The organism is Streptomyces sp. NPDC092369, from assembly GCF_044755245.1.
Lineage (GTDB): Bacteria > Actinomycetota > Actinomycetes > Streptomycetales > Streptomycetaceae > Streptomyces.
Window position 1 is genome coordinate 124079 of sequence record NZ_JBIVQP010000006.1, and the last position, 13883, is coordinate 137961.

The window sequence follows — 13883 nt, forward strand, 5'->3', positions numbered from 1 at the left end:
GCAAGGGTCCCGCGCCCCCGGAGCCAAACCGGTCTACGGTCCCGGAACCAAGCCGGTCTACGACCCCAGGATCGACGTCAGGAACTCGCCCACCCAGCCGAGCAACTCCCGCCCGACCAACGGCTTTCCGCCGACCTTCGCCGTCTTGGGCCGAGGCACCAGCACCTGGTGGGCCGTCGGCTTGATGACGGTGCCCGGGTACAGGCGCTTGAGGCGCAGTTCCTGGGACTCGCGCAACTCCACCGGTGCGAAGCGGATGTTGGTGCCCTGGAGGACGATCTCGCCGACACCGCACGCGCGGGCGAGCATGCGCAGGCCGGCCACCAGCAGGAGGTTCTCCACCGGTTCGGGCAACTTGCCGTAGCGGTCGGTGAGTTCCTCGCGTACGGACTTGACGTCCTCCTCCGTGTTGGCGGAGGCGATGGAGCGGTAGGCCTGCAGACGCAGGCGCTCGCCGGGGGCGTAGTCGTGCGGGACGTGCGCGTCGACCGGGAGCTCGATCTTGACCTCCAGGGGCGGTTCCTCCTCGACCCCGCCCTCCAGGGAGGCGCGGTAGTCCGCGACCGCCTCGCCGACCATGCGGACGTACAGGTCGAAGCCGACGCCCGCGATGTGCCCGGACTGTTCGCCGCCGAGCAGGTTGCCCGCGCCCCGGATCTCGAGGTCCTTCATGGCGACGTACATGCCCGCGCCCATCTCGGTGTGCTGGGCGATGGTGGCGAGCCGCTCGTGCGCGGTCTCGGTCAGGGGCTTCTCCGGCGGGTACAGGAAGTAGGCGTAACCGCGCTCGCGGCCACGGCCAACTCGCCCGCGCAGCTGGTGGAGTTGGGAGAGGCCGAAGTTGTCGCCGCGCTCCACGATGAGGGTGTTGGCGTTGGAGATGTCGATGCCGGACTCGACGATCGTGGTCGAGACGAGGACGTCGTACCGCTTCTCCCAGAAGTCGACGACGACCTGTTCCAGGGCCGTCTCCGACATCTGGCCGTGGGCGGTGGCGATGCGCGCCTCCGGGACGATCTCGCGCAGCCGGGCGGCGGCGCGGTCGATGGACTCGACGCGGTTGTGGATGTAGAAGACCTGGCCCTCGCGCAGGAGTTCACGGCGGACGGCCGCGCCGATCTGCTTCTCCTCGTAGGGGCCGACGAAGGTGAGGACGGGGTGGCGCTCCTCGGGCGGGGTGGTGATGGTGGACATCTCGCGGATGCCGGTCACCGCCATCTCCAGGGTGCGCGGGATCGGGGTGGCGGACATCGTCAGGACGTCGACGTTGGCGCGCAGCTTCTTCAGCTGCTCCTTGTGCTCGACGCCGAAGCGCTGTTCCTCGTCGACGATGACCAGGCCCAGGTCCTTGAACTTGGTCTCGGAGGAGAACAGTCGGTGGGTGCCGATGACGACGTCCACCGAGCCCTCCCGCAGGCCCTCCAGGGTCGCCTTCGCCTCGGTGTCCGTCTGGAAGCGGCTCAACGCCCGTACGTTGACCGGGAATTGGGAGTAGCGCTCGGAGAAGGTCCCGAAGTGCTGCTGCACCAGCAGGGTGGTGGGGACGAGGACGGCGACCTGCTTGCCGTCCTGGACGGCCTTGAAGGCGGCGCGGACCGCGATCTCGGTCTTGCCGTAGCCGACGTCGCCGCAGATCAGGCGGTCCATCGGGACCGACTTCTCCATGTCGTCCTTGACCTCGGCGATGGTGGTGAGCTGGTCGGGGGTCTCCACGTACGGGAAGGCGTCCTCCAGCTCGCGCTGCCAGGGCGTGTCCGGGCCGAAGGTGTGCCCGGGGGCGGCCATGCGGGCGCTGTACAGCTTGATCAGGTCGGCCGCGATCTCCTTGACGGCCTTCTTGGCGCGCGCCTTGGTCTTCGTCCAGTCGGCGCCGCCGAGACGGTGCAGGGTGGGGGCCTCGCCGCCGACGTACTTGGTGATCTGCTCCAGCTGGTCGGTGGGGATGTAGAGGCGGTCGCCGGGCTGGCCGCGCTTGGCGGGCGCGTACTCCACCACCAGGTACTCGCGGGTGGCGCCCTGGACGGTCCGCTGGACCATCTCGATGTAGCGGCCCACGCCGTGCTGCTCGTGGACGATGTAGTCGCCGGCCTCCAGGCTGAGCGGGTCGATGGTCTTGCGGCGGCGGGCCGGCATCCGCGCGCCGTCCTTGCCGGCCGCCTTCTGGCCCGACAGGTCGGTCTCGGTGAGCACGGCGAGTCTCAGCGCCGGGTCGACGAAGCCGTAGTCGATCGAGCCGCACGCCACGTGCACGACGGACGGCTCCAGGTCGGTGAGCCCTGTGCTGTCCAGGCGGGCCGCGATGCCCTCGCCGCCGAGCACCTCGACCGTGCGGGCGGCGGGGCCGTGCGCCTCGGTGACGTAGACCGTGCGCCAGCCGTCGGCGAGCCAGCCCTTGGTGTCGGCGAGCGCCTTGGCGGTGTCGCCGCGGTAGGTCTCGGGCGCGTGCATGCCGAGCTTGAGGGTGTCGCCCGCCGCGTCAGCGGCAAATGTCTCCGTGAGTTCCTCGTCGGCGGCGAAGGGCGACACCGACCACCACATGATGTCCAGCTCGCGCGCCCGGTCCCGGACGTCCGCGATGGACCACAGGGAGGCCGCGCCGACGTCGATCGGGGCCTCGCCGCCGCCGGCGGTGGCCGCCCAGGAGGCCTGGAGGAACTCCTGCGAGGTCGCGACGAGATCGGCGGCACGCGTGCGGACCCGCTCCGGGTCGCATACGACGGCCATGGCGCCCTTGGGCAGCACGTCGAGCAGCAGCTCCATGTCGTCGACCAGGACGGGGGCGAGGGACTCCATGCCCTCGACCGCGATGCCCTCGGCGATCCGGCCGAGCAGTTCGCCGAGCTCGGGGTGCTGTTCGGCGAGGGCACGCGCGCGGGCGCGGACGTCCTCCGTCAACAGGAGTTCACGGCAGGGCGGGGCCCACAGCCCGTGCGCGGCGACTTCGAGGGACCGTTGGTCGGCGACCTTGAAGTAGCGGATCTCCTCGACGTCGTCGCCCCAGAACTCGATGCGCAGGGGGTGTTCCTCGGTGGGCGGGAAGACATCGAGGATGCCACCGCGTACGGCGAACTCGCCGCGCTTCTCGACCAGTTCCACGCGCGCGTAGGCGGCGGCGCCGAGCGCGTCGACGACCTCGTTCAGGTCGGCGGTCTGTCCGGTCCGCAGGGCGACCGGCTCCAGCTCGCCCAGCCCCTTGACCTGCGGTTGCAGCACGGACCGTACGGGCGCGACGACGACCGACACCGGTCCGGTCTCGGGGTCGTCGGGCCGGGGGTGGGTGAGCCGGCGCAGGACGGCGAGGCGGCGGCCGACGGTGTCGCTGCGCGGGCTGAGCCGCTCGTGCGGGAGCGTCTCCCAGGACGGGTACTCCACCACCCCGTCGGCCGGCAGCAGCGAGCGCAGGGCGGCCGCGAGATCCTCCGCCTCACGTCCCGTCGCGGTCACCGCCAGCACCGGGCGACCGGTCTCCCGGGCCAGGGCGGCGACGGCCAGCGGCCGGGCCGCGGGCGGACCGACCAAGTCGACGTGCATACGGTTGCCGCCGGCGGCCGCCGCGATCGCTTCCGCGAGAGCGGTGTCCTTGACAACGGCATCGAGCAGACCGTGCAGGCTCATGAAGGAGTGCTTCCGTCCGGGGTTCCGAGGGGGGTGGGCAACACGAAGGACCCGACACGCGCGGCGGGCCGGGGGTTCTCCAGGGTACGTCGCCGGGGGCGGTGTCACTCGGCGGAGTGAATGCGGTGGCCCGGCCGGGGGATGGAGCGTTACCGTGGTTCTCATCTAGTCCGCCCCTTAGTCCACCAATTGGGGAGACCGCCATGGCACCGCAGGAAGTCCAGCGGCAGTACAACGTGCATGACGCCAAGACCCACTTCTCCCGGATACTGCAGCTGGTGGAGACGGGGGAAGAGGTGATCATCAGCCGGGCGGGGGAGCCGGTCGCCAAGGTGGTGCCATTGCGGCCCAAGGTCAACCGGACCGATCGCGGATCGCTCCGGGGCCAGATCCACATCCCCGACGACTTCGACGTACTGCCCGACGACATCGCCGAAGCATTCGGGATGCGGTGATCGTCCGGTGAAGTACTTGCTCGACACGCATGTCGTTCTGTGGTGGCTGAACGCATCCGAGTTGTCCGAGGACCTCACAGAGCTCCTGCGCACCGAGCCGGGTGTCTACATGAGCGCGGTGACCCCGTGGGAGATCGCCCTCAAACACTCACTGGGCAAGCTGCCCGGTCCTCCGGGCTTACGGGAACGCGTGCGCGACCTCCAGTTCAGGCAGCTCCCGATCACGACAGAGCACGGACTGCGCATCCGGGATCTCCCCTGGCACCACCGCGACCCCTTCGACCGCATGCTCGTCGCCCAGGCCCAGCTCGAAGACCTGACGATCGTCACCCGCGACACCTGGATCCCCAAGTACGACGTCCCCGTGCTCCGCGCCTGACTCCTCCGGGCATGTCAGCGGCCCGGCGCCGTCGAGTCCCCCAAGACTCTTCGACGCCGGGCCCTCCCCCGCAACCCCCGTATGCGGTGGCTTTGTCCCCCGTCTCCCCTGTTCCGTTACGCGGTCTACTCCGTGGCGATCGCGTTCAGGACGTTCATCCGGCCCGCCCGGAACGCCGGGATCAGGGCGGCGATCAGGCCCACGAAGGCCGAGCCGGCGAAGACCGCGATGATCGTCGGCCAGGGGATGTCGAGGACCTTGAGGCCCTCCAGGGCGAGGAGTTTCTGGGCGGTGGCGCCCCAGCCCATGCCCAGGCCGAGGCCCAGCAGTGCGCCGAAGAGGGCGATGACGACCGACTCCAGGCGGATCATGCGGCGCAGCTGGCGGCGCGAGAGGCCGATGGCCCGCATCAGGCCGATCTCGCGGGTCCGCTCGACCACCGAGAGGGCCAGGGTGTTCACGACACCGAGGACCGCGACGATGATCGCGAGGGCCAGCAGGCCGTAGATCATGTTCAGGAGCTGGCCGATCTGGTCCTTCAGCGCCTGCTTGTAGTCGGTCTGGTCGCGCACCTTGTACTGCGGGTAGTCGTGCAGCGCCGACTTCAGGGACTTGTACGCCGCGTCCTGCTGTCCGTCCTTGGCGCTGGCGAAGACCAGGCTGTCGAGCGGCATCTTGTCAGCCGGCACGTACTTGGCGAGCGTGGCGATCGACATGTACTTGGAGCCCGCGTCGATCAGACCGTCGTTGCTGGTGATGGCCCGGACCGTCAGGCTGGCGGTGGCGCCGTCCTTGAAGGCCATCTTGATCTTCGAGCCGAGGTGGATGTCGTGCGCCTTGGCGAACTTCTCGTGCACGGACATCGAGTCGGGCAGGTAGGCGTCCTGCAGCTTGCCCGCGACGGTCTTGACGCGCAGGTCGGTCGCGTAGGTCGGCGAGGCCGCGGTGACGTCGGTGTTCTTGAGCGTCTTGCCGTCCGGGGTCGTGTAGTCGGCCTCGGCCTCCTTGTACTCGGAGACCCGGGACAGTCCCGGCGTGTCCTTGACCGCCTTGACGGCCTGCGGGGTGATCAGCTGCCCGCTGTCGCTCTGGATGATGAAGTCCGTGCCGACGGTGCTGTCGAGCTGGTCGGAGGCGGAGGCCACCATGGAGGAGCCGACCACCGACAGGCAGGCGACCAGCGCGAGGCCGATCATCAGGGCGGCGCCCGTGGCACCGGTACGGCGCGGGTTGCGCAGCGCGTTGCGCTCGGCCATCCGTCCGACCGGTCCGAAGATCCGCAGCAGGACCGCGCCCAGCACCCGCACCATGGCGCCGACCAGCAGCGGGCCGATGACGACGAAGCCGATCAGGGTCAGCACCACGCCCAGGCCCAGCCAGAGCGAACCCTCGCTCGCCTTGTTCGCGGAGGCGGCCACGTAGAGGCTGTAGCCGCCTGCGCCGGTCAGCAGCAGGCCCAGTACGGCCCGGATCCAGCCGGCCTTGGCGTCGGCCGGAGCGCCGGCGTCGCGCAGCGCGGCCATCGGGGAGACCTTGCCGGCCCGGCGGGCGGGCAGATAGGCGGCGAGGACGGTGACGACGACACCGAGCAGGAGACCGATCGTCGGGGTCGTCCAGGCGACGGTCAGGTCGCTGGTCGAGAGCTGGATGCCGAGCTTGCCCATGAGTTTCATCAGGCCGACCGCGATGCCGACACCCGCGCCGACGCCGAGGATCGAGCCGAAGACACCGAGCAGCAGCGCCTCCACCAGTACGGACCGGTTGACCTGCCCGCGGCTGGAGCCGACGGCCCGCATCAGGCCGATCTCACGGGTGCGCTGGGCGACCAGCATCGAGAAGGTGTTGATGATCAGGAAGATGCCGACGAGGAAGGCGATCCCGGCGAAGCCGAGCATCGCGTACTTCATGACGTTCATGAAGGACTCGACGTCCTTCTGGTTGGCGTCGGCGGTCTCCTTGGCCGTCTGCACCTTGTAGGCGCCGCCGAGTTCGGCGGTCACGTTCTGCTTGAGCTGTGCGTCGGTGACACCGGACGCGGCCGTGACGTTGACGTTGGTGTACACGTTCGGCTCGCCGACCAGCGTCGACTGCGCGGTCCTGGTGTCGAGGTAGAAGATCGCCGCACCGGGGTTGGTGACCTGGAAGTCGGCGATGCCGGAGATCTTCGCCTTGAAGTTGCCGACCGCGCTGATCACGCCGATCTGGTCGCCGAGCTTGAGGTGGTGCTTGTCGGCGGTGTCCGCGTCGACCATGACCTGGTCGGAGCCCTTGGGCGCCGCGCCCTTGGTGATCTTCATGGTGCGGGCGTCGTTGCTGTTCCAGCTGCCGACGATGGTCGGGGCGCCGCTGGAGGGCGAGAGGTTGTCCTTCTTGTCGTCGACGACGGTGACGGAGGTGGAGAAGACGGTCCCCTCCGCCGACTTCACGCCGTCGGCCGCCTTCACCTTGGCGAGCACGGAGGCCGGCATCACCGGCGGCTTGCCGTTGCCGGAGGTCGTCTCCCCGCTGTCCGAGGCGCCCTTGGCGCTGACGGTGACATCGGAGGAGGTGGCCGCGAAGAGCTTGTCGAAGGTCGTGTTCATCGTGTCGGTGAACACGAGCGTCCCGCACACGAACGCGACCGACAGCAGCACGGCCACCGCCGAGAGGGCCATCCGGCCCTTGTGCGCGAAGAAGTTGCGCATCGAGGTCTTGAGCACGGTCATGACGTACGCCCCCGGGCGTCGAAGTCCTTCATGCGGTCCAGGACGGCCTCGGCGGTCGGTTTGTACATCTCGTCGACGATCCGTCCGTCGGCGAGGTACAGCACGCGGTCCGCGTACGAGGCGGCGACCGGGTCGTGCGTGACGATGACGATGGTCTGGCCGAGCTCGTCGACCGAGCGCCGCAGGAAGCCCAACACCTCCGCTCCCGCACGGGAGTCGAGGTTTCCGGTCGGCTCGTCACCGAAGATGATCTCGGGCCGCGCGGCCAGGGCGCGGGCCACGGCGACGCGCTGCTGCTGACCGCCGGAGAGCTGCGAGGGCCGGTGCTTGAGCCGGTCGCCCAGACCCACGGTGTCCACGACCTGCGCCAGCCACTGCCTGTCGGGCTTGCGGCCCGCGATGTCCATCGGGAGCGTGATGTTCTCGATCGCGTTCAGCGTCGGCAGCAGGTTGAACGCCTGGAAGATGAACCCGATCCGGTCCCGGCGCAGCCGCGTGAGCTTCTTGTCCTTGAGCCCGGTGATCTCGGTCTCGTCGAGGTAGATCTGCCCGCCGGTGACGTTGTCGAGCCCGGCGAGGCAGTGCATCAGCGTGGACTTGCCGGACCCCGAGGGCCCCATGATCGCGGTGAACTGCCCCCGCGCGATGTCCACGTCGACGTGGTCGAGGGCGACGACCCGGGTCTCCCCGGACCCGTACGCCTTGACGACCTGGCGAGCCCTGGCGGCAACGGCCGTACGCCCTCCAGTGCCCCCGTGCCTGGGAATGGTTACGGCCGAAGTCATGGTATTTCTCCTATGTCGGTCATGAAGATGACGCACGTGTGCCGCGTCGGTCCGGTCCTGCCGGTGTCGCCCGGCTCGGTCCCGCCGGCCTTGCGTTGTGCTGACGTCGATGAGTCTGTCGTCGAAGAGGGGTCCGGCGCGCTGGTGCCCAGCACCCTCTTCTACGGGGGAAAACCCCACCCCCACCGGTTCGGTGAACCACCCCACCACCGCCCGGCCACCGCTCCCCAGCGGCATAAAGCCAGGTTAAGGACGCCCCGGGCCCGTCTCCTCCTCCACGGGTACGAACCCGCCCCTGTCCGTAGTGCGGAGGAACCCTTAGGGGCTGTCCACCGTCGGGTGGAGTCGATCTAGGGGTTCGGTCCACCCACCGGTCCGCCCGACCTTGCACCCTCCCGCCACGTCAGGGTCAAGTGGGAAGCTGTCCGAGGGCAGATAGGTGCAAGGGGAAAGGAATCACGTGGACCAGGGGGACACAGACATACGGGCGTCGGTGGCGGGCAGGCCTCCGCAGGACACCCGCCGCCGAGGCGCCGTCGTCGCCGCCCTGATGCTCGCCATGGCCCTCGCGGCCCTCGACTCCACGATCGTCTCGACCGCGGTCCCGCAGATCGTGGGCGACCTCGGCGGCTTCTCCTACTTCTCCTGGCTCTTCTCCGGCTATCTGCTCGCCGTGACGGTGACGCTCCCGGTCTACGGCAAGCTCTCGGACACCTTCGGCCGCAAGCCGGTGCTGATCGTGGGCGCGGCCCTCTTCCTGCTCGGCTCCCTGCTGTGCGCGGTGGCCTGGAACATGCCCGCGCTGATCGCGTTCCGGATCGTCCAGGGCCTGGGCGGCGGGGCGTTGCAGGGCACGGTCCAGACCCTGGCCGCCGACCTCTACCCGCTCAAGGACCGCCCCAAGATCCAGTCCAAGCTCTCCACGGTCTGGGCGGTTTCGGCGGTCGCGGGCCCCGGCATCGGCGGACTGCTCGCGGCCTACGCCGGCTGGCGCTGGATCTTCCTGGTCAACCTGCCGGTCGGCGCGGTGGCGTTGTGGCTGATCGTCCGCTATCTGCACGAACCGGCACGGGAGGTGGTCCGGCGCCCGCGCGTGGACTGGGCGGGCGCGCTGGCGGTGTTCGCGTGCGGCGGCGTCCTGATCACGGCGTTGGTGCAGGGCGGGGTGGCCTGGCCATGGCTGTCGGCACCCTCGATCGCCTTGTTCGGTACGGGACTTGCGCTGGTCGCCGTCGTGGTCGCGGTCGAACGCCGGGCGGCGGAGCCGATCATCCCCGGGTGGGTGTGGCGGCGCCGCACGATCGCGGCGGTCAATCTCGCCCTGGGCGCCCTGGGGTTGCTCATGGTCGCGCCGACCGTGTTCCTGCCGACGTACGCGCAGTCGGTGCTCGGTCTCGCGCCGGTGGCCGCCGGATTCGTGCTGTCCGTCTGGACGTTGACCTGGCCGGTGTCGGCGGCACTGAGCCAGCACGTGTACCGGCGGATCGGTTTCCGCAACACCGCGATGATCGGCATCGGCACGGCGACGCTGATCCTCTTCGCGTTCCCCTTCCTCCCCTACCCGGGCTCGGCCTGGCAGCCGACCCTCCTGATGCTCCTGCTCGGCGCGGCCCTCGGCCTCTTCCAGCTCCCGCTGATCGTCGGCGTCCAGTCCACGGTCGGCTGGTCGGAGCGCGGCACGACCACGGCCTCGGTGCTCTTCTGCCGCCAGACCGGGCAGACCATCGGCGCCTCGGTCTTCGGCGCGATCGCCAACGGGGTGCTGGCCGCACGGCTCGGCGGCGCGAGCGACCTGGACTCGGTGACGCGGGGCCTGGACGCGGGTGCCGTCCCGGAGGCGACGCGGCGGGCGGTCGCGGACGCGGTGCACGCGGTGTATCTGGGCGCGGGGGGCGCGGCGGCGCTCGCGTTCCTGGTGCTGCTGTTCATGGCGCCGAGGCGGTTCCCGGTGCTCAAGGAGTGAGGGTCCGGGGACTCAAGAAGTGAGGACCCGGCGCGGAAAACGCGGACGGATAGGGAGGGCCTGTAAAGGTCTCAGGGCGCCCAAAGGTATGAGTTAACGCGGGTAACACCGCAGGTCAGCGAAGTAAGCGCGTACCGACCAATCAGTTTGGCGAAACCCTCGCGCAGCGCGGGTACCGACGAGTAGCGTGCGTGGCTCCGCCCGCTCCCCACCCCTCTCCCCCTTCCCCACCCACCTCCCTGCGGTCCGCCGCCACGGACCCGAGCCACGCAAGGAGACCGGGATGTCCTACGACTCGTCCCCGTCCTACGACTCGTCCCCGTCCTACGACGCCACCTACCCCTGGCAGCCGCCCCTCGACCCGCCCGAACCGGCCAGGCGGCGCCGCCCCGAGCGCCCGCCGCTCGGGCACCACAGCGATCTGCGGGTCCTGCGCAGCGCGTACCGCTGGCAGCGGCGCACCGCGAGCCTGGCCGCGCTCGGCTACTTCACGCTCTTCCTGATCCTGTCGGCGTTCGCACCCTCGGTCATGACGAGCACCGTCACCGACGGCCTGCCGACCGGACTGCTGCTCGCGCTGCTCCAGATCCCGGTGACCTGGCTGGCGATCGTGCTGTACGAGCGCACGGCCCGCCGTTACGTCGACCCGATCGCGGACCGCATCCGCAAGGAGTCCGCGCTGGACGCCAAGCGGGAGGCGGCCCGATGACCGACGGTTTCAGCGGGAACGCGCAGGCCATGTCCCTGGTCGCGTTCACCGCCATCGCCACCATCACGCTGCTGCTGTGCGTGATGACCGGCCCCGACCGTGACGACCTCGACGAGTTCTACACCGGCTACGGCTCCCTCTCCCCGCTGCGCAACGGCCTCGCGATCGCCGGCGACTACATCTCCGCGGCGAGCGTGCTCGGCACCGGCGGTGTCATCGCGCTCTGCGGCTACGACGGGATCGTGCTGGCCCTCAGCACCGCGCTGTCGCTGATGCTGCTGATGTTCCTGCTGGCCGAACCCCTGCGGAACGCGGGCCGGTTCACGATGGGCGACGCGCTCGCGCGGCGGATGCCGGGGCGGGGCGTGCGGATGACGGCGTGCGTGGTGACCATCGCCGCGCTGCTGCCGCTGATGCTGGTCCAACTCGCGGGCACGGGACAGCTGTTGGCCTTCATCCTCGGCTTCTCCGGCGACTCCCTGAAGACGGCCTGCATCATCGGGCTCGGCGCGCTGATGATCAGTTACGCGGCGATCGGCGGGATGAAGGGCACCGCGCTCATCCAGATCATGAAGATCGTGATGCTGCTCGGCTCCGGGGCCGTGATCGCCGTACTCGTGCTGCAGCGGTTCGACTGGAACCCCGGCACGCTCTTCGACGCGGCCGCCGCGCAGAGCGGGGTGGGCTCGTCGTTCCTGCACTCGGGACTCCAGTTCGCGGGCGGTCCCGAGCCCCGACTGGACATGATCGTCTCGCAGTTGACGGTCGTCCTGGGCGGTGGCGTGCTGCCGCACATCACCATGCGCATGTACACGGCCTCCAGTGCGCGGCAGGTGCGGCGGTCGATGTCGTGGGCGGTGTCGGCGGTGGTGCTGTTCGTGCTCGTCGTCACGGTGGTCGGGTTCGGCGCGACGGCGCTGATCGGGCGCGCGGCGATCGCGCAGGCGGACCCGCAGGGCAACACGGCCTATCTGCTGGGCTCGCGGGCGGCCTTCGGCCCGGACGTCTCCACGGCGGAAACGTTCCTCTTCACCACGGTCACCACGGCGATCTTCCTCACGCTCCTCGCCTCGGTCGCCGGCATGATCCTCGCCTGCGCCAACTCCCTGGCCCACGACGTGTTCGCGGCGCGCGCACGGGAGATGACGGCCCGCCGGGAGATGACGCTCGCCCGGATGTCGGCGCTGGCGGTGGGTGTCCCGGCGATCCTGCTGGCCACGCTGGTCCAACACCGCAGCCTGCAGCCCCTGGTGACCCTCTCCTTCTGCCTCGGCGCCTCCGCCATCGCCCCCGCCCTGGTCTACAGCCTCTTCTGGCGCCGCTACACCCGAACGGGCCTGCTCTGCACCCTGATCGGCGGCACCACGGCGGTCCTCCTCCTCATGCCGGGCACCAACCTGGTCTCCGGCAGCCCCACTTCGGCGTTCCCGGAGTTCGACATCAACTGGTTCCCTTTCACGACGACAGGCCTCGTCACCATCCCCCTCGGCTTCGCCTTCGGCTGGCTGGGCTCGATGCTGTCCGGCCGCCGGGCGTCGGAGGAGGAGCGCCGACAGTACGAGTCGGTGGAGGGGTGGATTCTGGCGGGGGCTGTGCGGAGGGGTGGGTGACGGGGGGCGGTTCGTTACGGGGGTGGGGCGGGGGCGGGCCGTTACGGGGGTGCGGCGGGGGGCGGTTCGTTACGAGGGTGCGGCGGGGGCCGGGCCGTGAACCGGCGGTGCGAGTGCGGGGCTTGACGGCCGGTCGCGTACCCCGGAGACCTGGGCTGGCGCGGGACGCCGGCCGGGGGGCGCGGTGTCGACGTGCGCGCGCGTCGTCAGCCGGGAGCGGAGGACGTCAGGTCGGGGCGCGCTCTTGTACGAGGAGTGCGGCGGGGCCGTGAACCGGCGGTGCGAGTGAAGGTGTGGGCCGGCCGGGCGCGGGGTCGATCCCGGTCGCCCGGATCCGGCGTCGGCGGTCGAGACGCGAGACGACCGGTCGGGCGGGGCGCCAGTCGGGGTGCCGGACGCCGGCTGAGGGTGGCGTGCGGTGTCGATCGGCGCGCGTCACGTCGGCCGGGAGCCGAGGACATCAGGGCGCGGCGCGCTCATGGTGCCGGGGGCTGTGGCGTGCTCATGTGCCGGGGCGAGGCGTGCACATGTGTCGGGGCGAGGCGTGCACATGTGCCGGGGTGCCATCCGCAGCCGGCGCCGCCGCCCCGGCGGTCCGTCACTCTCCCGACGGTGAACCCGTCAGTGCCGTGAGGCTGCTGCGTACGTAGTCCATCTGGGCCTGTACGTCGTCCCAGCGTTCGCCGTGTTCGCGCAGGACGCGTTCCGTTTCGCGGGCGGTGCGTTCCTCGCGGGCGCGGGCCTCGGCGAGGATCTCGGCGGCGCGGGCGTGGGCGTCCTCCTGGCAGCGGCGGGCGGACTCCTCGGCCTCCGCGAAGGCCCGCTTCGCCTCGGAGAGCGACGCCTCCGCGCGCGCCACCCGTTCGGCCTCGCGGGCGTCCAGGGCGGCCTCGCGCTCGGCCGCCTCGCGCTCCGCCTCCGCCCGCCGTTCGTCCTGCTCCTTGGTCAGCTCGGCGAGCATTCCCGCGGTGCGCCGGCGCACTTCGCGGAGCGCGGCGAGGGCCTCACCACGCCCCTCCTTCACGTCCCGCCGGGCGGAGATCCGGATCTCGTCGGCCTCGGCCTGCGCGGCGAGCAGACGGTGGCGGGCGCGTTCGTCGGCCTCGGCGCGTACCTCGTCGGCGTGCGCCTGGGCCGCATCGCGCACGCCGGTCGCGTACTCCTGCGCCTCGTCCATGAGGCGCCGCGCCTCCTGACGCGCGCCCTCCCGCACGGCCGTGCCCTCCTCCTGCCCGAGCTGGAACAGGCGCCGCGCCCGCTCCCCGAGGATCTCGTAGGTCTGCGGCACGAGCTGCGCCACGGTCTCCCGCAGCCGGGCCGTCTCCTCCTCCATCTCCCGGGCGAGCACGGTGAGACGGGCGGCCCGCTCCCACGCGGCGTCCCGGTCGCGGGAGATCGCGACCGCGTACGCGTCGACCTGTTCGGGGCGATAACCGCGCCCTCGTACGGCCACGAAACCGTGGGTCGGGACCGCTGCGCTGCTCATCCTGGAACCCCTCTCCGCCGAACGGACGCGACATGATGATTTCCCGCTCATCCTGAGGTATCGGACGGAAGTGTTCATAACGCGACACTCCGCGCATAGGTCACGGTCATCAGGCGTCTGTACCCGAACAGGAACGAGAACGGGGACAGGAACGCCGAGGGGCCGGGCCGGTCACT

At 70.5% G+C, this 13883-nt stretch carries 9 protein-coding genes; 5 read left to right on the forward strand and 4 right to left on the reverse strand.

Going from position 1 to position 13883, the window contains the following annotated elements; genetic code table 11:
* Positions 1–57 precede the first annotated feature (57 nt).
* Positions 58–3615, reverse strand: coding sequence for a transcription-repair coupling factor (gene mfd, locus ACIQI8_RS32485; RefSeq protein WP_402358291.1), 3558 nt, complete (start codon positions 3613–3615; stop codon positions 58–60).
* A gap of 203 nt (positions 3616–3818) precedes the next feature.
* Between mfd and ACIQI8_RS32490 the strand changes: the two genes are divergently transcribed.
* The gene (locus ACIQI8_RS32490; RefSeq protein WP_402358295.1) at positions 3819–4070 is read left to right on the forward strand and encodes a type II toxin-antitoxin system Phd/YefM family antitoxin; all 252 of its coding nucleotides are present in this window, start codon (positions 3819–3821) and stop codon (positions 4068–4070) included.
* Positions 4071–4077: 7 nt separating this feature from the next.
* Positions 4078–4449, forward strand: coding sequence for a type II toxin-antitoxin system VapC family toxin (locus ACIQI8_RS32495; protein WP_402358298.1), 372 nt, complete (start codon positions 4078–4080; stop codon positions 4447–4449).
* Between the two features lie 125 nt (positions 4450–4574).
* Here the strand turns inward: ACIQI8_RS32495 and ACIQI8_RS32500 are convergent, their stop codons facing one another.
* The gene (locus ACIQI8_RS32500) at positions 4575–7154 is read right to left on the reverse strand and encodes an ABC transporter permease (protein WP_402358301.1); all 2580 of its coding nucleotides are present in this window, start codon (positions 7152–7154) and stop codon (positions 4575–4577) included.
* Positions 7151–7939: an ABC transporter ATP-binding protein gene (locus ACIQI8_RS32505; RefSeq protein ID WP_402358304.1), complete on the reverse strand. Its 789-nt coding sequence runs from the start codon at positions 7937–7939 to the stop codon at positions 7151–7153. The genes ACIQI8_RS32500 and ACIQI8_RS32505 overlap by 4 nt, the downstream gene beginning before the upstream one ends.
* A gap of 550 nt (positions 7940–8489) precedes the next feature.
* On the opposite strand from ACIQI8_RS32505, the gene ACIQI8_RS32510 reads away from it, so the two are divergent.
* From ACIQI8_RS32510 to ACIQI8_RS32520, 3 genes are all read left to right on the forward strand, one after another.
* Positions 8490–9902, forward strand: a complete 1413-nt coding sequence (locus ACIQI8_RS32510) for an MFS transporter (protein ID WP_402359693.1) — start codon at positions 8490–8492, stop codon at positions 9900–9902.
* Positions 9903–10185: 283 nt separating this feature from the next.
* Positions 10186–10611: a DUF485 domain-containing protein gene (locus tag ACIQI8_RS32515; RefSeq protein ID WP_402358307.1), complete on the forward strand. Its 426-nt coding sequence runs from the start codon at positions 10186–10188 to the stop codon at positions 10609–10611.
* Positions 10608–12221 carry a cation acetate symporter gene (locus ACIQI8_RS32520; RefSeq protein WP_402358310.1) on the forward strand — a complete coding sequence of 538 codons (1614 nt, stop codon included), beginning with the start codon at positions 10608–10610 and terminating at the stop codon, positions 12219–12221. The genes ACIQI8_RS32515 and ACIQI8_RS32520 overlap by 4 nt, the downstream gene beginning before the upstream one ends.
* Positions 12222–12819: 598 nt before the next feature.
* Here ACIQI8_RS32520 and ACIQI8_RS32525 read toward each other — a convergent pair.
* Positions 12820–13707 carry a cellulose-binding protein gene (locus ACIQI8_RS32525; RefSeq protein WP_402358313.1) on the reverse strand — a complete coding sequence of 296 codons (888 nt, stop codon included), beginning with the start codon at positions 13705–13707 and terminating at the stop codon, positions 12820–12822.
* Positions 13708–13883: the final 176 nt, after the last annotated feature.

Excerpts from the sequence above, each read along its gene's own strand:
- mfd (WP_402358291.1), bottom strand. The coding sequence starts at position 3,615 with ATGAGCCTGCACGGTCTGCTCGATGCCGTTGTCAAGGACACCGCTCTC.
- ACIQI8_RS32490 (WP_402358295.1), top strand. The coding sequence starts at position 3,819 with ATGGCACCGCAGGAAGTCCAGCGGCAGTACAACGTGCATGACGCCAAG.
- ACIQI8_RS32500 (WP_402358301.1), bottom strand. The coding sequence starts at position 7,154 with ATGACCGTGCTCAAGACCTCGATGCGCAACTTCTTCGCGCACAAGGGC.
- ACIQI8_RS32505 (WP_402358304.1), bottom strand. The coding sequence starts at position 7,939 with ATGACTTCGGCCGTAACCATTCCCAGGCACGGGGGCACTGGAGGGCGT.
- ACIQI8_RS32510 (WP_402359693.1), top strand. The coding sequence starts at position 8,490 with ATGCTCGCCATGGCCCTCGCGGCCCTCGACTCCACGATCGTCTCGACC.
- ACIQI8_RS32515 (WP_402358307.1), top strand. The coding sequence starts at position 10,186 with ATGTCCTACGACTCGTCCCCGTCCTACGACTCGTCCCCGTCCTACGAC.
- ACIQI8_RS32520 (WP_402358310.1), top strand. The coding sequence starts at position 10,608 with ATGACCGACGGTTTCAGCGGGAACGCGCAGGCCATGTCCCTGGTCGCG.
- ACIQI8_RS32525 (WP_402358313.1), bottom strand. The coding sequence starts at position 13,707 with ATGAGCAGCGCAGCGGTCCCGACCCACGGTTTCGTGGCCGTACGAGGG.